The organism is Methylocaldum marinum, from assembly GCF_003584645.1.
Lineage (GTDB): Bacteria > Pseudomonadota > Gammaproteobacteria > Methylococcales > Methylococcaceae > Methylocaldum > Methylocaldum marinum.
In genome coordinates this window covers 2,275,308-2,294,649 of sequence record NZ_AP017928.1, presented here as the reverse complement: position 1 = coordinate 2,294,649, position 19,342 = coordinate 2,275,308, and the positions used below count along the sequence as shown (strand labels likewise).

At 56.8% G+C, this 19,342-nt stretch carries 19 protein-coding genes and 1 tRNA gene; 13 read left to right on the top strand and 7 right to left on the bottom strand.

Annotated features, from left to right (window positions below; translation table 11 throughout):
* Window positions 1–147: 147 nt before the first annotated feature.
* From hflK to sS8_RS09860, 4 genes are all read left to right on the top strand, one after another.
* Window positions 148–1,329, top strand: a complete 1,182-nt coding sequence (gene hflK / locus sS8_RS09875; protein ID WP_119629501.1) for an FtsH protease activity modulator HflK — start codon at window positions 148–150, stop codon at window positions 1,327–1,329.
* Window positions 1,329–2,189, top strand: a complete 861-nt coding sequence (gene hflC / locus sS8_RS09870) for a protease modulator HflC (protein WP_119629500.1) — start codon at window positions 1,329–1,331, stop codon at window positions 2,187–2,189. Before hflK ends, hflC begins: the two co-directional genes overlap by 1 nt.
* 180 nt (window positions 2,190–2,369) lie before the next feature.
* Window positions 2,370–3,563: an ATP phosphoribosyltransferase regulatory subunit gene (locus sS8_RS09865; protein ID WP_119629499.1), complete on the top strand. Its 1,194-nt coding sequence runs from the start codon at window positions 2,370–2,372 to the stop codon at window positions 3,561–3,563.
* A gap of 41 nt (window positions 3,564–3,604) precedes the next feature.
* The gene (locus sS8_RS09860; RefSeq protein WP_119629498.1) at window positions 3,605–4,897 is read left to right on the top strand and encodes an adenylosuccinate synthase; all 1,293 of its coding nucleotides are present in this window, start codon (window positions 3,605–3,607) and stop codon (window positions 4,895–4,897) included.
* Window positions 4,898–4,911: 14 nt separating this feature from the next.
* Here sS8_RS09860 and sS8_RS09855 read toward each other — a convergent pair.
* Window positions 4,912–4,996: transfer RNA gene (locus tag sS8_RS09855), tRNA-Leu, on the bottom strand.
* A 166-nt stretch (window positions 4,997–5,162) separates the two neighbouring features.
* On the opposite strand from sS8_RS09855, the gene rnr reads away from it, so the two are divergent.
* Both rnr and rlmB read left to right on the top strand, forming a co-directional pair.
* Entirely contained in the window at window positions 5,163–7,403 is a 2,241-nt protein-coding gene (gene rnr / locus sS8_RS09850) for a ribonuclease R (protein ID WP_119629497.1), read from the top strand.
* The gene (rlmB, locus tag sS8_RS09845; RefSeq protein WP_119629496.1) at window positions 7,400–8,188 is read left to right on the top strand and encodes a 23S rRNA (guanosine(2251)-2'-O)-methyltransferase RlmB; all 789 of its coding nucleotides are present in this window, start codon (window positions 7,400–7,402) and stop codon (window positions 8,186–8,188) included. The genes rnr and rlmB overlap by 4 nt, the downstream gene beginning before the upstream one ends.
* 30 nt (window positions 8,189–8,218) lie before the next feature.
* Here rlmB and sS8_RS09840 read toward each other — a convergent pair whose 3' ends face one another.
* A complete protein-coding gene (locus sS8_RS09840; protein ID WP_119629495.1) occupies window positions 8,219–8,419 on the bottom strand; it encodes a hypothetical protein in 201 nt (66 codons plus the stop codon).
* A 290-nt stretch (window positions 8,420–8,709) separates the two neighbouring features.
* Here sS8_RS09840 and mtnA point away from each other — a divergent pair, with 290 nt between their 5' ends.
* The 3 genes from mtnA to sS8_RS09825 all read left to right on the top strand — a co-directional run bounded on the left by mtnA (window position 8,710) and on the right by sS8_RS09825 (window position 11,787).
* Complete coding sequence (gene mtnA / locus sS8_RS09835) at window positions 8,710–9,768, top strand: S-methyl-5-thioribose-1-phosphate isomerase (RefSeq protein ID WP_119629494.1); 1,059 nt, start codon at window positions 8,710–8,712, stop codon at window positions 9,766–9,768.
* Between the two features lie 152 nt (window positions 9,769–9,920).
* A complete protein-coding gene (serS, locus tag sS8_RS09830) occupies window positions 9,921–11,195 on the top strand; it encodes a serine--tRNA ligase (RefSeq protein WP_119629493.1) in 1,275 nt (424 codons plus the stop codon).
* Between the two features lie 187 nt (window positions 11,196–11,382).
* Window positions 11,383–11,787, top strand: a complete 405-nt coding sequence (locus tag sS8_RS09825; protein ID WP_119629492.1) for a septal ring lytic transglycosylase RlpA family protein — start codon at window positions 11,383–11,385, stop codon at window positions 11,785–11,787.
* Window positions 11,788–11,858: 71 nt separating this feature from the next.
* On the opposite strand, the gene sS8_RS09820 is transcribed toward sS8_RS09825, so the two are convergent.
* A complete protein-coding gene (locus sS8_RS09820) occupies window positions 11,859–12,182 on the bottom strand; it encodes a DUF2845 domain-containing protein (protein ID WP_119629491.1) in 324 nt (107 codons plus the stop codon).
* A 99-nt stretch (window positions 12,183–12,281) separates the two neighbouring features.
* Between sS8_RS09820 and erpA the strand changes: the two genes are divergently transcribed.
* Window positions 12,282–12,617 carry an iron-sulfur cluster insertion protein ErpA gene (erpA, locus tag sS8_RS09815; RefSeq protein ID WP_119629490.1) on the top strand — a complete coding sequence of 112 codons (336 nt, stop codon included), beginning with the start codon at window positions 12,282–12,284 and terminating at the stop codon, window positions 12,615–12,617.
* A gap of 91 nt (window positions 12,618–12,708) precedes the next feature.
* Here erpA and sS8_RS09810 read toward each other — a convergent pair whose 3' ends face one another.
* The 4 genes from sS8_RS09810 to coxB are packed head-to-tail and all read right to left on the bottom strand — an operon-like array spanning window position 12,709 to window position 16,599.
* On the bottom strand, window positions 12,709–13,065 hold the full coding sequence (locus sS8_RS09810) for a hypothetical protein (RefSeq protein ID WP_119629489.1): 357 nt from the start codon (window positions 13,063–13,065) through the stop codon (window positions 12,709–12,711).
* A gap of 6 nt (window positions 13,066–13,071) precedes the next feature.
* Window positions 13,072–15,594 carry a cbb3-type cytochrome c oxidase subunit I gene (locus sS8_RS09805; RefSeq protein WP_119629488.1) on the bottom strand — a complete coding sequence of 841 codons (2,523 nt, stop codon included), beginning with the start codon at window positions 15,592–15,594 and terminating at the stop codon, window positions 13,072–13,074.
* A gap of 10 nt (window positions 15,595–15,604) precedes the next feature.
* Window positions 15,605–15,874 (bottom strand): hypothetical protein, encoded by a 270-nt coding sequence (locus sS8_RS09800; protein WP_119629487.1) that lies wholly within the window; start codon window positions 15,872–15,874, stop codon window positions 15,605–15,607.
* Complete coding sequence (gene coxB, locus sS8_RS09795) at window positions 15,871–16,599, bottom strand: cytochrome c oxidase subunit II (protein WP_119629486.1); 729 nt, start codon at window positions 16,597–16,599, stop codon at window positions 15,871–15,873. The genes sS8_RS09800 and coxB overlap by 4 nt, the downstream gene beginning before the upstream one ends.
* A gap of 191 nt (window positions 16,600–16,790) precedes the next feature.
* Between coxB and sS8_RS28060 the strand changes: the two genes are divergently transcribed.
* The 3 genes from sS8_RS28060 (at window position 16,791) to sS8_RS09780 (ending at window position 19,010) form a co-directional block, all read left to right on the top strand.
* Complete coding sequence (locus tag sS8_RS28060) at window positions 16,791–17,327, top strand: c-type cytochrome (RefSeq protein ID WP_170161023.1); 537 nt, start codon at window positions 16,791–16,793, stop codon at window positions 17,325–17,327.
* On the top strand, window positions 17,300–17,695 hold the full coding sequence (locus sS8_RS09785; protein ID WP_232020586.1) for a c-type cytochrome: 396 nt from the start codon (window positions 17,300–17,302) through the stop codon (window positions 17,693–17,695). Before sS8_RS28060 ends, sS8_RS09785 begins: the two co-directional genes overlap by 28 nt.
* Before the next feature lie 160 nt (window positions 17,696–17,855).
* Window positions 17,856–19,010, top strand: a complete 1,155-nt coding sequence (locus sS8_RS09780; protein ID WP_232020585.1) for a Do family serine endopeptidase — start codon at window positions 17,856–17,858, stop codon at window positions 19,008–19,010.
* Window positions 19,011–19,342: the final 332 nt, after the last annotated feature.

Genomic DNA, 19,342 nt, shown 5'->3' with positions numbered 1-19,342 from the left:
CTTTGCGAAAAGCAGTCTGGTTCCTTCCTCAAATGCTCCATTTTGTATATCCAACCATTTTCCTAGATAATTCGAATATTCGCGCCGTACGAGCGGCTTTGTTTTAGCTCAAAAAGCATCAAGATTCAGTACTACAGGAGTCATCCAATGTCCTGGAACGAACCGGGCGGTAATAAAAAAGATCCGTGGAGCGGGCGTGATCAACAGGAGACGCCTCCGGATTTGGAGGAGGTCATGCGCGGGTTACACGACAAAATAGGCAGATTTTTCGGTGGTGGCGGCGGCGATAACGCGCCCATGCGAGCGGCCGGTTTGTTTCTCGTCGTTGCTCTGGTCGTATGGGGATTGACCGGTATCTATCTAGTGGACGAAGGAAGTCGCGGCGTCGTCACGCGTTTCGGTAAATACAGCGACACGACTATGCCCGGATTGCATTGGCATCTACCTGCTCCAATTGAACACGTTGAAGTCGTCAATATGGAGCAACAACGATTCCTGGAGGTTGGCTACCGTTCCGGCGGGCGTCAGCAATCTTTAGGATCGGTGCCCAGGGAAGCGCTTATGCTCACTCAGGATGAAAATATTATCGATATTCGATTGGCGGTTCAGTATCAGATCAAAGATGCTAAGGATTATCTTTTCAACGTTGCTGACCCGGATGAAACCTTGAAGCAGGTAATCGAAAGCGCGGAGCGTGCGGTGATCGGGAAGAGCACGATGGACTTTGTCTTGACCGAGGGACGGGGTAAGGTTGCGGACGAAATCAAAACGGAAATTCAGCAGACCTTGGATAAATATGAAACCGGAATCCGAGTGAGTAACGTGAGCCTTGTGGATGCCCAGGCTCCGGAAGAAGTTCAGGCGGCATTTATGGACGCGATCAAGGCGAGAGAGGACGAACAGCGTCTGAAAAACGAGGCTGAAGCATACGCGAATGAAGTCGTCCCGCGGGCACGTGGCGCGGCGGCCCGTGTATTGGAAGAGTCGGAGGCATACAAGGAGCGCGTTATTGCTAGGGCCGAAGGCGATACGAGCAGATTCAAACAGTTGCTGGCGGAGTACGACAAAGCGCCCGATGTAACTCGCGAACGGCTTTATCTCGACACCATGGAAGAGGTTCTTGGGCGCACGAGCACCTTGCTGATTGACATAAAGAGCAGCAATAACTTGTTGTATTTGCCTATAGAAAAACTTCAAAAGGCCGCATCGCCGTCAATGCCGGCCAGAGATTCCGACAACACCATGAGCACGACGCCGGATATATCGGATAGCGGGGTTCCCAGAAGTATCCGCTCCACGACTCGAGGTCGCGAAGGAAGGGGACAATAATGGTCAACAAAAACACCCTATTTCTGATCATCGTTTTTATTCTGCTGGTATTGAGTGCTACCTCGATATTTACGGTAGCGGAGACGGAAAAAGCAATTCTGCTCGAGTTTAAGAAAATTGTCGGAACGGACTTTGAACCGGGTTTGCATTTCAAACTTCCATACCAGCAGGTAAAAAAATACGATGATCGCATCCTCACGTTGGAATCCAAGCCGGAACGGTTTCTGACTTCAGAAAAGAAGAACGTAATCGTTACTTGGTTCGTGAAATGGCGAATCAAGAATTCCACTCAATTCTATAAGGCAGTCGGTGGCGATAAAGCGGCGGCCAATATTCGCCTCGATCAAATTACCAAAGACGCACTGCGAAACGAATTCAGCAAACGGACCATCCGTGAGGTGGTATCGTTGGAAAGGAGCCAGATCCGGGATCTTTTGATCCAGACGGTTAATCCTATGGTGGAGGACTTGGGCGTCGAGGTCATCGATATTCGTGTGAAGGGAATCGATTTGCCGGAGGAGGTAAGTTCATCGGTTTATCGGCGAATGGAAGCGGAGCGGGCGCGGGTGGCTAGGGATTTTCGGTCGCGCGGTGCGGAAGCGGCTGAACGTATCCGAGCAGAAGCAGACCGTCGGAGGGAAGTAATACTTGCCGATGCCTACCGAGACTCCGAGATCAGGCGAGGCGAGGGCGACGCGGCGGCGTCGGAGATTTATGCCCAAGCATACGGTAAGAATCGTGAGTTCTTTGAATTTTATCGAAGCTTGTACGCTTACAGGCAGGTGTTCAAGGATGAGAGCGACATGATTGTGTTGGAACCTGATTCAAAATTCTTTCAGTACTTCAAAAAGCCGAGATAAGGGAACTATTATTCCCCGGTATTTTCTCTGCCGCCCCTTTGCCTGAGTTGTAGGATAGAGGGGCGGGCAGAGGCACCCTCGGTCAACGATTTGCTAAAGACTGGACGCCGGAATGAAAGTCTCGGTAACACCAGTTTTGCCGAATCCAATCTTTCCCCGTTGCTGAACTCGCCGAATTCGATGTTAAACGAAGACAGTTGGCTATTGCCCGAAGGTATTGATGAGGTTTTTCCGGAAGAAGCCGAGCGCCTGGAGCAATTGCGCCGAAAAATCATTGACTTGTTTGCCAGTTGGGGCTACCGGTTGGTCATGCCGCCCCTGATTGAATTTATTGAATCTCTCTTGACGGGTTCGGGTCACGATGTTGATTTGCAGACATTCAAGATTATCGATCAGATCAGCGGCCGGCTCATGGGAATACGCGCCGATATGACGCCTCAGGTCGCGCGCATCGACGCGCGCAGCCTCGGAAGCGAGGCACCGACGCGGCTTTGTTACATGGGAACCGTGTTGCACACGCAATCGGATCACCTGGAAAAGTCGCGGAGTCCGCTGCAGGTTGGGGCCGAGTTGTACGGGCACGCGGGCAACGCCAGCGATTTGGAAGTCATTCGTCTGATGCTGGAGATGCTCGCCATTGCAGGCATAAATAACGTGCATCTGGATCTGGGACACGTGGGAATCTACCGGGAGTTGGCGCGGCAGGCCGGTTTGGATGCCGGACTGGAGGCCGAGTTGTTTGAAATTCTCCAACGTAAAGATCATCCGGAGTTGGTAACTCTCTTATCCGGACTGGCGGTTAGTGATTCCACTGCCGAAATGTTGCAATCGCTGATCGATCTAAACGGGCATGAGGGTGTGATAGAGAAGGCCTCAAAGCGACTGGCATCCGCAAGTGAGCCGGTGCATCGAGCTTTGGCGGACCTGGACTCGATTTCCAGGAGCTTGACAGCCTTGTTTCCGGCATTACGGATAAATTTCGATCTTGCGGAATTGCGGGGCTATCACTACAAAACCGGTGTCGTGTTTGCCGCCTTTGTGCCGGGCTACGGTCGCGAAATTGCACGCGGCGGCCGGTATGACGATATCGGAAGAACTTTTGGTCGCGCGCGTCCCGCAACCGGTTTCAGTGCCGACCTGAAGATTCTGGCACGGTTGGCAAACGGAACGGACGACGGATCCGGTAGTTTGCGTATTTTTGCGCCCGCCGTGGACGATCCCGATTTGCATGAAGAGGTACGAAACTTGCGTGCAGCAGGACATGCCGTCATCCAGGAGTTGTCTGGACAAACAGGTGAAGCTCGTGAGATGGCATGCTCATACTATCTTCGAAAGCAAGGATTAACGTGGGAAATTTGTCCCGCTAACGATTGAGCCGGTATTACCGCAAAACAAAACGTCAAACGGAATCAAAAATGGGTAAGAACGTCATAGTCATCGGAACCCAGTGGGGCGATGAGGGTAAAGGGAAACTTGTCGATTTGCTGACAGAGCGTGCAGACGCAGTCGTACGTTTCCAGGGTGGCCACAACGCGGGACATACTTTGGTAATCGACGGTCGGAAGACCGTATTGCATTTGATACCGTCCGGCGTTTTGCGGGAATCGGTGAAATGCTTGATCGGCAACGGTGTTGTGTTATCGCCCCGTGCTTTGCTGGAGGAAATTACGCTTTTGGAGAACGCCGGCATTCCGGTTAGGGACCGGCTCACGATTAGCGAAGCTTGTGCCTTGATACTGCCAATTCACGTTGCATTGGACGTGGCGCGTGAGAAATTCCGGGGCGATAAGGCGATTGGTACTACTGGAAGAGGTATCGGCCCGGCTTATGAAGACAAGGTATCGCGGCGGGGGTTGCGGACCGGGGACCTTCTCTATCCGAGCGTGTTTGCGGAAAGACTGAGAGAGTTGTTGGATTACCATAATTTCGTGCTCAGTGGGTATTACGGCCAACCCCAGCTTGACTACCAGCAGGTGCTTGACGAGACGATGGCGCTGGGTGAGCAGATCAAGCCCATGCTGGGGGACGTGGCTGGAATCTTACATGGCTACCATGATGAGGACAGGAACGTTCTCTTCGAGGGGGCTCAAGGAGCGATGCTGGATATCGATCACGGCACTTATCCTTATGTAACTTCGTCTAATACTACGGCCGGCGGCGCCGCATCCGGCAGCGGAATGGGATTGCTCGATTTCGATTATGTACTGGGTATCACGAAGGCCTATTCGACCCGTGTCGGAAACGGCCCTTTTCCGACCGAGCTTTCGGATGAGATCGGCAAGCATCTCTCGGCAAAAGGCGCGGAATTCGGTGCTACTACCGGGAGAGCACGCCGCTGCGGGTGGTTCGATGCGGTCTTGATGAAGCGATCGGCGAAACTCAACAGTTTGAGCGGACTATGCCTGACGAAATTGGATGTTCTGGACGGACTGGAAAAGATCGGAATCTGTACGGCGTACAAATACAAAGGACAGGAAATCCGCACCGTGCCCATAGGTGCCGATAGCTATGCTCAGTGCGAACCTATTATCGAGGAACTCGCGGGTTGGACGGAATCAACTGCCGGCATCACTTCGCAAGACGAGCTTCCGGTGAATGCCAAAGCGTATATTGAACGGATCGAGGAACTGGTCGGCGTGCCTGTGGATATCCTCTCGACCGGTCCTGACCGGAGCGAGACGATAATCCTGAAGAATCCCTTCGATTGAAGGGGGCAGAAGGATGGTGCCGAGGAGAGGACTTGAACCTCCACGGGTCTCCCCACATGAACCTGAATCATGCGTGTCTACCAATTTCACCACCTCGGCAGCGGTGAGTCGAACAACTCAACTGAGTCGCGAATTTTGTTACTAATCGGACGATTTGTCAATACCATGAGTTTTTTGATGCGATTCATTGCTGAGCCGAGAGGTCGCCGAAACATGCGTTGTCCGAGTAGGCAACCTTAAACACATAGGAATAGGAAAATTATTCATGACCAAGTCAACCCCTACGGTCGCTAGAGGGTTTAGATTCGAGGATCCCTTCGCGGAGCGGGAAGCGGGAAAATACGAGCGTCCCATTCCGAGTCGGGAACTGATTCTCGAAGTGATGAAAGAACAAGGTGTCCCTTTAAAAGTCGAGGACATCGCCGGGTTACTGGGTGTACAAGAGGCTGAGGATATTGAATCGCTGCGCCGCCGCCTCAATGCCATGGAGCGGGACGGGCAGATACTGAGAAACCGACGAAACCATTACTGTGTCGTAAATCACAAAGACCTGATTGCCGGGCGGGTAATCGGCCATCCCGACGGATTCGGTTTTCTTCGTCCCGATGAGGGTGGCGACGATTTATTTCTGTCACCCAAGGAAATGCGTGCGCTTATGCACGACGACCGCGTCGTGGTATGCATCCGCGGCGTTGACCGCCGAGGGCGGCGAGAAGCCGGTCTGGTGGAGATACTGGAACGGAATACGCATAACATCGTGGGCAGACTGTATCTGGAACAGGGAATTTCTTTCGTCGTTCCCGACAATAAGCATATTGCACACGATGTCCTGATTCCCGAAGAACATCGAAACGGAGCGCTACCCGGGCAAATCGTCGTTGCCGAAATCATCGAGCAACCTACGCGGCAACGTGATCCCATCGGGCGCATCAAGGAGGTTCTAGGCGATCACATGGCTCCCGGAATGGAAATCGAAGTGGCGATTCGGAGCTTCGATCTGCCGTCCGAGTGGCCCGAGCCCGTGCTCGAGGAAATTGCAGGGCTAGGAAAGGAGATCGCGGAAGAAGACAAGTCGGGTCGCGTCGATTTGCGCCATCTTCCCCTCGTGACGATCGACGGGGAGGACGCCCGCGATTTCGACGATGCCGTGTACTGCGAACGGACTCCGAAAGGGTGGAAACTGTACGTCGCCATCGCCGATGTCTCCCATTACGTTCGGCCCGGAAGCGCGCTGGACGATGAAGCGAAAAGCCGCGGCAATTCGGTGTATTTTCCCGATCGGGTCATTCCCATGCTGCCGGAGGTGCTCTCGAACGGTTTGTGCTCGCTCAACCCCGAGCAAGACCGCCTGTGCATGGTTTGCGAAATTTATATCAACACCGAGGGAGCCATTCTCCGCTCGCGTTTTTATTCGGGGCTGATGTTTTCCCATGCGCGGCTTACCTACACGGAAGTCGCGCGTATGATCGTCGACAGCGATAGGGCGCTGAGAAAGAAATATCGTGCCTTGGTGCCTCACCTGGAGGAACTGCATGCGCTCTATAAAGTGCTGCGTAGGGCGAGAGAGGCGCGGGGGGCAATGGACTTCGACACCCAGGAATCCTACATCGTATTCGGCGAGGGCAAGAAAATCTCACAGATCGTGCCGCGCGAGCGCAACGACGCCCATCGCCTCATCGAGGAGTGCATGATTACTGCCAATATCGCGGCGGCGCGATATCTGGCTCGCCAGAAGCTCCCCCACGTGGTCCGAACTCACGAAGGGCCTACGGCCGAACGACTGGCCGATTTGCGCACATTTCTCGGAAAGGTCGGTTTGGGACTCGGGGGAGGCGACAACCCCGGGCCGAAAGACTATTTTGAAGTTCTGGATAACATCACCGGAAGGCCCGACGAACATCTGATCCAGACCATATTATTGCGTTCGCTGCCCCAAGCCGTTTACAGCCCTGAAAAGAAAGGTCATTTCGGGCTGGCATTGGAAGCTTACACGCACTTCACCTCGCCTATCCGGCGTTACCCGGATCTTCTGGTGCATCGCGCCATTCTTCACGCGCTCGAAAAGAAAAAGAAAGAGGAATTTTATTATTCGCATAACGACATGGTGCTGATGGGCGAGCATTGTTCGTACACGGAACGGCGTGCCGACGAGGCGACTCGCGACGTCATCGCCTGGCTCAAATGCGAGTTTATGCTCGACAAGCTGGGGGAAGAATTCGCTGGGGTAATATCCGCTGTCACGCCGTTTGGCTTTTTCGTAGAGTTGAAAGATATCTTCGTCGAGGGGTTGGTCCACGTTTCGACATTGGACAAGGACTTTTTTCATTACGACCCGATCAGTTATCGTCTGGAAGGCGAGCGGAGCGGCGTGATGTATCGGCTTGGCGACAGCGTTCGCGTTATCGTTGCGCGAGTGGATCTGGACGAACGGAAAATCGATCTCGAATTGGTGAAGCGCACCGAATCCCCTGCGCGTCGAACCCGTAAGAGAAGACGCCGTTCATGAAGAACCGGCGTCGCATTGCAGGCTTACACGCGGCGGAATCCGCCATCGAAAACGTCTCGCACAGAATCATCAGCGTTTGGATCGATCCGCATCGGGAAGACGGCCGTATCACGGCGATTCAACGCAAATTGGCTGGCCTCGGAATCAAGGTCCAACCTGCCGGAAGAAATCAACTCGATTCACTGGCCGAAAATCGAAACCACCAGGGCATCGTTCTCGAGTTGAAGCTGGCGGACGAACTGGGCGAATCGGAGCTTAGGAATGCTCTGGCCGATTTGCCGACGCAGCCGTTATATCTCGTTCTGGACCATGTCCAGGATCCGCACAATCTCGGGGCTTGCCTGCGTACAGCAGATGCCGCCGGCGTTCTGGGAGTCATTATTACGAAAGACCAGTCGGCTGGATTGACGCCGACCGTGGCTAAAATTGCGTCCGGCGCGACTGAAACCGTGCCGCTTTACCGTGTGACCAACTTGAGCCGCGCTCTCGGTTGGCTGAAGGAAGCAGGATTATGGATTGCAGGAGCTGCAGGCGAAGCGCAGCGATCCCTCTACGAGACGGATCTGGCGATTCCGCTGGCTTTGGTCATCGGGGCCGAAGGAAAAGGCTTGCGCCGCTTGACGCGCGAGTCCTGTGACTTTTTGGTCAAAATCCCTATGCTTGGCCAAATCGAGAGTCTCAACCTTTCGGTCGCTACCGGCGTGTTGCTGTTCGAAGCTGTGCGCCAGCGCACTCAGGCCCGCGGGGCTGTCTCGCGCTCCGAGCGTTTCGAAGGCCGGTCCTGAGCAGGTCCGAAAGTTTCTAGGGGCGGTCTCTTAATAACCTGAACCGTCATGACTCGCCTCGATCGTCAAGCTGGGCGCCGGAGGCTTGAATCCGTGCCTACTTATATCCATGTTGACGTAAATCAAAGGACCCAGCGCCAATACCGCCAAACCGAAAAGTTTTGCGCCTTTCCTGGCTGCGTAACGCGGTTCCAGATGCATCCAGCACCAGAGGTAAATTTCGAGAGCCATAGCCGGACCTCTTGGAGATTGGTGTTGACAACTATAGGCTAATGTGAGTATGACCATTCTGCAACCGAGAATAGCCTTACGATGATGCGGCAAAAACGCGCACCCGTGGTAGCGTAGAAGGTTTCAAGAGTCGGCGGGAGTTGTCGTCCGGGGGCAGTGAAGACGCGCAAATTCTTTGTTTGTCGGCTGAGCCAAATTAGAATATACGGGCATTTCGCCCGTGTGGGCCGGCTCGACTAAACCGTAAGCCCGGGTGTCTTTTGATAATCGCCCGATTTTATTCATCCAAAATGTCGTCATCTTCCGAATCCATTTCGTTTAACGATAATGTCCGTGCCTTGCAGTGGGGCGAGCAAGGGCTTCGCCTGCTGGATCAGCGGCGGCTTCCTGGTGCAGTCGAATACGAGACGTTCGACAGTGCCCTGGGCGTGGCCGAAGCGATCGCATCGATGCGCGTGCGAGGGGCTCCGGCCATTGGGATTGCTGCCGCATACGGCGTGGTCCTGGCGGCGCGCCAACGGTATCGCGAAAATCCGAGTACCTGGAGGGAAGCGATCGGGCTGGACTTGAACGCGCTGGCCGGTTCGCGTCCCACTGCGGTTAATCTCTTTTGGGCACTGGAACGTATGCGATCCGAGACCGGAAAGATCGAAGGCGACCCGGAGCCTCATTTGTTGCAGGTTGCACGTTCCATCCACGATGACGACATCTCGGCCAATCGTGCGATGGGAGAGATGGGAGCATCCCAGTTCGCCGGCGCAAGCGGAGTTTTGACGCATTGCAACACGGGTTCACTCGCGACCGGCGGATACGGTACTGCGCTAGGCGTGGTTCGAAGTGCTTACCGCCGAGGTGTTTCCAATATTTTCGCGACCGAAACGCGTCCTTGGCTTCAAGGGGCTAGACTGACCGTCTGGGAGTTGGAGCAGGACGGCATACCCGCTACTTTGATTGCGGATTCCGCTGCCGCTTATTTGATGAAAACGGGCGTGGTTCAATGGATCGTGGTCGGCGCCGACCGGATTGCGGCAAACGGCGATACCGCCAACAAGATCGGTACCTATGCCCTGGCCGTTGCCGCGCGCCATCATGGCGTGAAATTCATGGTGGTTGCACCGACCTCGACCATTGACTGGACAACGGAGTCCGGAGAAAGCATTCGAATCGAGGAGCGGGACCAGAGCGAGCTGCTGAACCCCTATTTCGCAAAGCCGGGGTGTGTCATAAAAGCCTGGAATCCTGTATTCGACGTAACTCCCGCCGAGTTGATAGATTGCATCGTCACCGAGCGTGGCATCGTACGGAATCCGGACCGGCAGGCGATGAGGGCTCTTCGGGCGGATGCCTGAATAAGCCCGTGTGTCGGCGTGCCCAGGAATGGATTCTTGTCCTCGTCTTATATTCCGGTGGCGGCGAACTCGGTTGGACTCTTGCGTATGTGTACCTTGAGCCCAGTCAGGTTTTAATCCGGATTCATCCAAATTTCACCCAAGGATAACCCATGTTAGATCCACGACTTTTCCGTACTCAATTGGATGAGGTCGAAACTCGATTGGCGCGGCGTTCTTTCAAGCTGGATACTGCCGCATTTCGCGAACTGGAGGATAGGAGGAAGGGAATACAAAGCCGCACGCAGGAACTGCAGAACGAAAGGAATATGCGCTCCAAGCGGGTCGGGCAGGCCAAGGCCAGGGGCGAGGATATTCAGCCTCTCCTCGCCGAAATGCAGCACTTGGGAGACGACCTCAAGCGGATGGAAGGGGAATTGGAAGGCATTCAGGCCCAAATGGAAGAAATGCTGCTGGGCATACCGAATCTTCTGGATGAAGATGTTCCCGATGGCCTGAGCGATGCGGACAACATCGAAATTCATCGCTATGGCGAGCCGCCGAAATTCGCCTTCAAGCCTGCAGACCACGTCGATCTGGGAACGAAGCTGGGCGGTCTCGATTTTGAAGCGGCGGTGAAAGTCACCGGTTCGCGGTTCGTTACCCTGAAGGGGCCTCTGGCCCGCTTGCAGCGGGCCTTGACCCAGTTCATGCTCGATCTGCACACCCAAGAGCACGGCTATACGGAAACCTACGTGCCGTTCATGGTGAATGCGGAAAGCCTGCGAGGCACGGGGCAGCTTCCGAAATTCGAAGAAGACCTGTTCAAGCTTGATCGCGAACCGCCGTTTTATCTGATCCCGACGGCGGAGGTTCCGGTCACGAACTTGGTTCGCGATGAAATCCTGGCCGCGGAATACCTTCCCCTGAAGTTCGTCGCCCATACGCCGTGTTTCCGCAGTGAAGCCGGCTCGTATGGAAAGGATGTGCGCGGCATGATACGCCAGCATCAATTCGAAAAAGTCGAGTTGGTCCAGATTGCCAGGCCCGACGATTCGGCGCGAGCTCACGAAGAATTGACGAGTCATGCGGAGGAAGTCCTCAAACGCTTGAAGCTACCGTTCCGAAGAATGATTCTGTCCGCCGGCGATACGGGGTTCTCGTCGGCCAAGACCTACGATATCGAGGTTTGGCTACCGGGACAGAATGCTTATCGTGAAATTTCGTCTTGCAGCAATTTTCGCGACTTTCAGGCACGCCGTCTAAAGGCCCGCTGGCGGAGTCCGGAAACCGGCAAGCCCGAGTTGGTTCATACCTTGAACGGTTCGGGGCTCGCCGTCGGCCGCACTCTCATCGCCGTGATGGAGAATTATCAGGATGAAAAAGGACGGATTGCGGTTCCGGAGGTATTGCTTCCGTACATGGGAGGAGTAGAGGTCATTGGCTGAGCGAAAAATAGCTTCAAAGCAATCTTCTCGGAACCGATAACGTACCTCGACAGTCATTAAAGGGCGTGCGGCGGCGCACAACGGAATTCGATGATATGACCGATTCTATATTAAGTCGGTCTTTCTAGAATCATTGTTTATGATTAAACCGCATCGTTCCTAACAATAACGAATCTGGAGGTGAAGAATGCGGAGGCTTCGACCAATTGCTAACGCGCTTCTTTCGATCTGCTTGGCGTCCGCTTGTACTCTTGGCCATGCCAAAACGGCGGGTCCCAAAAGCCTGACAAGCGCTAACAAGGGTATCGCATCGTACTACAGCGATCGTTTTCACGGCCGGTTGACGGCCAGCGGTGAGCGCTACAACAAGAACGGATTCACCGCAATGCATCGATCGCTGCCTTTCGGTACCCGGCTCCGGGTAACCAATCTCAGCAACAACCGGACGGTGGAAGTGCGCGTCAACGACCGGGGCCATCCGGAGAACAGGCGTTTACTCGATCTTTCGCGGCGTGCCGCCAGGGAGCTTGGATTCATAAGAGAGGGCCTGGCACCGGTGAAGATCGAGGTGATGCAGCTAGGAGACGGTTGAATTTCGGCCCGGCCGACGAGAGTGGCGGTCTTCCGTTTTTCGCCGAAAAAAATCCGATCCGGGGTCAACGCTTATCGGCCGTAGCCCAAGGATTCAATACCCACGAGGCGGCTATTCTCGAACCGAAGTAGCTGCACGAATCGGTTCGACCCGAAGTCGTACGTCCATTCATCGATCATGACCGGCACGTATTGTCCTATCTCCATGCCCGTGCCTTGTAATTTTACATACCTGAGTTCGATGCGGGAGTCCGCGAATGCGGGCTCGCCGCACTTGCGAAGCACTTCGAACTTGTGATCTCCGATATCTACCAGTAGAGACCCGCAACGTAGCGCCCAAGCGGAGGGTGCTGACAAGTATAGAAGCAAGCCGATAACCGGAATGATTTTTCGCATGATTGAAATAAGATGAGGAATAGACTTAATTCTTGACCAAATTTCTCGGAAAATTCATAATGTTTCGAATTCGATGCGCCTATCGAGGTGACGACTAGCATGAGCGAAGCGCCGATTAAATTTACTGACAGTGCCGCGGCCAAGGTGAGCCAATTGATAGCCGATGAAGGCAACAATGACCTTAAATTGCGGGTTTACATCACCGGAGGCGGCTGTTCCGGCTTTCAATATGGTTTTACCTTTGATGACACGGTCAACGAAGACGACACGCAGATAGTCAAGAATGGTGTCACCGTTCTGATCGATTCCATGAGCGTCCAATATCTGACCGGCGCGGAGATCGACTATACCGAGGACCTGTCCGGATCTCAATTCGTTATTCGCAATCCCAACGCAGCGACTACGTGCGGATGCGGTTCGTCCTTTTCGGTTTGAACTTAATCTTCGATAAAAGGACTCGTGAAGCGTCGCGGTTAGGGCAAAGGTCCAGCCGGCGGGATCGGCGCTCAAGGACTGTTTTGGACACTTAGCAAATCGGTACCAGCATAACCGGAAGTGTCACCCATACGATCGCCAGCAGAGCCAAGGCTCCGAAGGCAACGGTCATCCAGTCGATGAAAGCCGGCGTCGCCGACCAGGAGCTGCGCCGGTAAAGATCCCTCCAGGCGGGAACCAGTACGACCAGAATTCCCCCGACCGCTAGAGTCGTAGCTATGGCGACCATCCACGCGACGACCCCCACCCCGAACCATTTCAGTTCTTGGAACCCGCGGGCACACACCAAGGCAGTGGCGATATACACGATCCCGAAATGGGCTGCCCAGATCAAGAGGCCCGAAAGCATCCGAAGCGTGTTGGTGACGAAATGGAGCGCGGCGGCCATGGCGGTTCACCCCAGGAAGCGCGGAGATAGATGGACCAAGGCTAATCCAATCAGGCCCTGAACGACCGTGTAATGCCAGAACAGCATGGTGTTGTCGAAAGTGGCCCGGCGTTCACGGTTTATGAGTCCGCACACCGAGCGGGCGAATGTGTAAAGGCCCATGATGGCCGCCACGGTAATGAAAAATCCCTGAATCGAGATGACGGTATAAACGATTGCGGCATAACCGGAATCGGTCGGTCGCAAACCGATTTGCCACTGCCCCCACAGCTCGGTCAGCAGCGCCCCGATGAGCAGCGGCACGGCCAAAAGCAGGGAGAGGCGGACCTTCCAGAATCGATTCGACTTCAATGCGCGGCTGGTATAGGCCATGGCCGCGCTGCTCACTAACGAAAGGCCTCCCGCCGCGAGCGGATAAGCCACGTCCGGCAGCGAGTCTCCGCCTTTCGGCCAGAACCCCGGTGCCACGGTCCACAGAAAGTAGTACGAGAAGATCAGGCAGGCGAAGAGGGAGGCCGAGACTATCATCAGCACGACCATGGCCCAGCGAGAATGCGACATGGGGCCGGTCACGTAGACCGGCAGCGTGATGCCGCCGCCGATATCGACGGGAGGATGCGTGGGGCCGGGGTCGGTGTCCCAAACCCACCGGATAATCATGGCGACCGCGAACACGCCGAAGAACAGTGCGGGCACCACCTGCTTCACGGTCAGGAGCAGGAAGAACGCCGCCGTGCCGAAGGCCGCCAGTACCGGGTACCAGCTCCCTGCCGGCATCGGCAAGATGTACAGGGGGCGAGCGTCGATCGGACTGGTAACGACGGTTTCGCGCCCGCCGGTAGGCGCGCCCGGCAGGTAATAGCGGCCCGCCTCGACGTCCTCCGCCAGATTCGGCTGATCCCAAAGCGGCTCGCGGCTTTCGACGATGGGAATGCTGCGCATGGCGTAATCGCCGCTGGGCAGCCATTCGAGTGTACCCGCGTCCCAGACGTTGCCCGCCTTTTCCGGACGGAAAGGTCGGAAGTTCAGGATCAGATCGATCAGGAACACCAGAACGCCGGCGCCGATGAGAAATGCGCCGAAAGTCGAGACCAGGTTGAGGGTATCCCAGCCGACTTCCGCCGAATAGGTATAGACCCGCCGCGGCATCCCCAGCAGTCCGGTGATGTGCATCGGGAAGAACGCCGTGTTGAAGCCGATGAACATCAATCCGCACACCCAGCGGCCCAGCTTTTCCGAAAGCGGCTTGGCGCTCGCGTAGGGCGCCCAGTAATAGAACACGCCGAACAGCGGGAAGACCATGCCGCCGAACAGCACGTAGTGCAGATGCGCCACCACGAAATAGGTGTCGTGCACCTGCCAGTCGAGCGGCACGATCGCCACCATTACCCCGGTCAGCCCGCCCAGCACGAAAATGAATAGGAAACCCAGGGTGAACAGTGCCGGCACCGTCAATTTCAAGCGTCCGGCGGCAATGGTGGCGATCCAGGCGAAAACCTGAATCCCGCTCGGAACCGATACGGCCATGCTGGCCGCCGAGAAATAGCTCATGGAGATCTGCGGCAGCCCCACGGTGAACATATGGTGCACCCACAAGGCGAAACTCAGGAAACCCGTGCCCACCAGGGCGAGCACCACCAGCCGGTATCCCACCAGGTGCTTGCGCACCATGGTCGGTATGATCATCGACACGGCTCCCGCGGCCGGAAGGAAGATGATGTAGACCTCCGGGTGACCGAAGAACCAGAAGAGATGCTGCCAGAGCAGGGGATCGCCGCCTTTCTCGGCCACGAAGAACGGCCACTCGAAACTGCGCTCCAGCTCCAGAAGCGCGGTACAGAGAATTACCGCCGGGAAGGCGACCATGATCATTCCGGCGAACACCAGCATGGCCCAGCAATAGATCGGCATTTTATCGAGGCTCATGCCGGGCGCGCGGTTGAGCAGCACCCCTACCACGATCTCGATGGCCGCGGCGATGGCCGTGATTTCGATGAAGCCGATGCCGAGCAGCCAGAAATCGGAGTTGTCGCCGGGCGAGAATTGATAACTGGTCAGGGGCGGATACATGAACCAGCCGCCCTTGGGCGCCAGGTCGAAGAAAAGACTACAGAAGAACGCCAGCCCACCCGCGAAATAGGCCCAAAAGGCATAGGCCGACAGCCTGGGGAAGGGCAGGTCGCGCGCCGCCTGCATGTTGGGCAGGATGAGCACCCCCAGCGCCTCCACCGCCGGCACGGCGAACAGGAACATCATGAGCGTGCCGTGCATTGTGAAAATCTGGTTATAGGTGTCCTGGCCCAGAAGATTGTTTTCCGGCACTGCGAGCTGGGTGCGCATCAGGAGCGCCAGCACGCCGGCCAGCAAGAAGAACAGAAAGGCCGTGCCGACATAGAATATGCCGATGTACTCGTTATTGACGACGGTGATGAAGTTCCAGCCCGAGGGCGCCCGCCAGATCTTCTTGAGCAGGGAAAGCTCCTCTTCCGGACGGGGCGTGGTGTTCGGAAATTCCTGATTCCGGTCCATCCATGTCTCCTCAGCGCATCCGATACAGCAAGAAGATCCCGCCGAGATACGTTGCGAGCACAGAACCGACTTGCGGCAGCGAGGTGGATGTCGCAACAAGAAGGACGCCGACAGAACTTGCCCCGAGCGCGGTTTTAACGGCGATGGCATCGGCGTAATGGGTGATCCGGGTGCCGGAAAACCAGACGACGATCGATGAAACGACAAACACCGCGATGCCGATCCAGGGCGGTGCGTCTATGAAGTCCCAGCATCGGCTTAACCCCGGAGCGGCGTTCATCTCGGATTTTCCCAACGGGATGCCGGCGGACGCGCAGGCCGACGCTGGGCAGCGAGCCAAACCTCGAAATCCTCCGGCGTCTCGACCACCACCAGAAAGGCCATGTTGGCGTGCTGGGCGCCGCAATACTCGGCGCATTGCCCGCGCCACACGCCGGGGCGGTCGGGGCGGATGCGCAGCGTCGTGACGCGGCCTGGAATCATGTCGACTTTTCCGGCCAGGTTGGGCAACCAGAAGCTGTGGATCACGTCGGCGGTGCGCAATCTGAATTCCACGAGCCGACCGGCCGGAAGGTGGATCTCGTTGGCGGTGGCGACATCGACATGGCCTGCCTCGGTCAGGTAATTCACACGCCACCAAAACTTCTCGCCGACAACTTCGACGCGCACCGCCGGCGGCTCCGCGGGCGTGACGATATCCCCGGCAACTCTCAGCGTATAGATCAACAGCGCCGACAGCACAGCCACGGGAAACGCGAGGCCGCCGATAAGGACCGCTCGGCGGTGGCCCAGCAAACGGCCGGCGCGTTTCGATCCGGATATCGAATAAACGGTCAGCGCCATGACCAGCACGAAGATGACCGTGGCTCCCCAGAACACCAGCCCGGCAATGGCGGCGATGTCGGATGCGGTCGGCGAATGAGGATGGAGAGCGGACTGAAGCCCAGCGTGTGCGGCCGGCGGCAGCGTTGCCAGAAGTGGAGCCGAAAGGCGATGGGCGGTCATGGCGAGGTGACGCGCGGACCGTCCGGACCAACGTATCGGCAACCGGCACTAACCTCGAGCCGGAGAGTCGAATACTCTGTAGCGTCGGAAAGCGTTCCATTCCGGAGGATCATCGGTCATTTCCTCGGCCGATCGTCGAGAGAACGGCTGGAGCCGGTCCCGCGAATTTTGGAGCGTACTCACAAGAGACCATGTCACCGTTCCGAAAGTTTCTGATCCACGCGGTCATAACCCTCGTCATCCTGGGGGGACTCGGAATAGTGGGCGCGGCCATCGTCGTGGTCACCGGCGTGTACAACGTCGCCGCCATCTACCAGCATACCCGGCCCGTTTACGAAATCCTGGATTTCGCGCTGGACCGGTCGGTCTCGGCCCGCCTCGACGGCATCGCCGCACCGCCACGGGACGATCCATTACTGGCCGAACGCGGTTTCCGCATCTACCGGGACAAGTGCGTGCAATGCCACGGCGCGCCGGGCGTGCCTCCCGACGATGCCGGCAAAGGCATGCTGCCCTTGCCCAACAACCTGGCACAAACGGCGCGCGAAAAATCGGCCGAATACATCTACTGGGTGGTGGCGAACGGAATCCGCATGACCGGCATGCCCGCCTGGCAATTCCGTCTCGACGAGGGCGATCTGTGGGCGGTGGTGGCTTTCGTCGAGAGGCTGCCGGCGTTTTCGCCCAGGGAGTACGAGGAATGGGAGCGCAAAGCCGACGGACCTTGATTAACAATATGAAGGCGAGCGGAACCTTGATCGCCTTGGTGTTGCTGGGGGCATGCGATCGCTCCGGTGCACCTTCGCCGGTCTCGGGTGGCGATCCAGCCCGAGGACGGATCGCTTTTCAGCAGTACGCCTGCACGACTTGTCACATCATTCCCGGCATCGTCGGAGCCAAAGGCTTGGCGGGTCCGCCGCTGACCGACTGGGCCAATCGCGTTTACATCGCAGGGGTCCTACCCAACACACCGGACGACCTGGTGCTGTGGCTGCAGGATCCGGAGCGGATATCGCCAGGCACGGCCATGCCCGATTTGGGCGTGACCGAGCGCGACGCATGGGACATGGCTGCGTATCTTTTCAGCCTGAAATGATCAAGGCTTTTCGGATCCCTGGGCGGCGGACCCGTGGTTCGATCACCGTAAGGCGTACCGGCCGCAAAAAACGTTGAAGACGGTCCGAGAACTTTCAGGGCACCAAACGACCTAAAAAAGTGACGTCCTGACTCGAAAAGCATACTTTGTGAGGAGTCCCATGGAACGGTTTGGCGGAAGTCGCGCGTTTTGCGCCGTTCTGTTGATGATGTTGGCGGGATGCGAACAGGTTCCCATACCGAGGCTTGGACAAGCGTCGGCGGCGGACTACCAGCCGTCCGAGCCGGCTGCCGGCGGCGGGCGTGGCGCGGAACAAATAGGGCGGCCGACTTTGGCTCCGATGCTGGAAGCCGTATTGCCCGCCGTGGTCAATATTTCGACCACTTCCACGGTGGAAGAGCAGGATCATTCACCTCTCGGCGAACGGTCTTCCCAACCATTCTTCAAATTTCCGGCCGTGCCGCCCGACGAACGGCAACAGCAGAGTCTAGGCTCGGGTGTGATCGTGAATGCCGAAAAAGGCCTGATCCTCACCAGCCACCACGTCATTGCGGACGCCGATCGAGTGACCGTGACCCTGCAGGACGGCCGGGATTTCGAGGCCAAAACCGTGGGTGTCGACACCGAAACCGACGTGGCGGTCATCAAGATCGACGCGAATAATCTCAAGGCCCTGCCGTTCGGCGACTCGCAATCTTTGCGAGTTGGCGATTTCGTGGCGGCCATCGGCAGCCCTTTCGGTTTGAGTCAAACCGTGACTTCGGGGATCGTCAGCGCGGTAGGACGCTCCGGCCTGGGCATCGAGGGGTACGAAGACTTCATCCAGACCGATGCCTCGATCAATCCGGGCAATTCGGGAGGCGCCCTGGTCGACCTGAACGGCGAGCTGGTCGGGATCAGTACCGCCATCGTCGGCCCGGCCGGGGGCAATGTCGGCATCGGATTCGCGATTCCCAGCCGGCTCGCTCAGTCGATCATGCAGCAACTCGTCCAGTACGGCGAGGTTCAGCGCGGCAAACTCGGGGTCGGCGTCCATGATCTGACGCCGGATCTGGCACATGCCCTGGGTCTGGAACGGGGGAGCGGCGCCTTGATAGCCCTGGTCCAGCCGGATTCGCCCGCCGCCAAGGCCGGGCTCCGCCCCGGCGACGTAGTGACGGCCATCGACGGCACGCCCGTGACCAACGGCGGCAGTCTGCGAAACACGGTCGGGCTGCTTCAGGTCGGTTCCGAAATCAAGCTGGACATTCTGCGTAACGGCGAGAAACGGACGGTGACCGCGCGCATCGCGAAGATGGTTGGAAGCGTGGATTGAACCCGGAAGCCGTCTTGCCGGGACCGCGAAACTCAACGAGATTGCCGGCCAGTTTGCGGCAGTACCGCGGGGTTCAGTGAAAGTGCGTTGAATCCCGTGGTTTGCTGAGGGATAGGGCTCGGTTTCCGACGAATAGAATGACTTCCAAGTCATGGATGGCTTGGCTTTTATAAGAGTTCCACCGATTGGCGCAGATTTTGACTGTCCATAGTCGAGATTCTCGTTTCTAATCCGGACTTAACGGGTGTGTGCGAAGCGTCGTGAGCAGCGCGAGGGTGGAGCCCGCTAAACGAAGCTGTCTGGAGAGGATTCCCGATCACCGATGGCTCCGG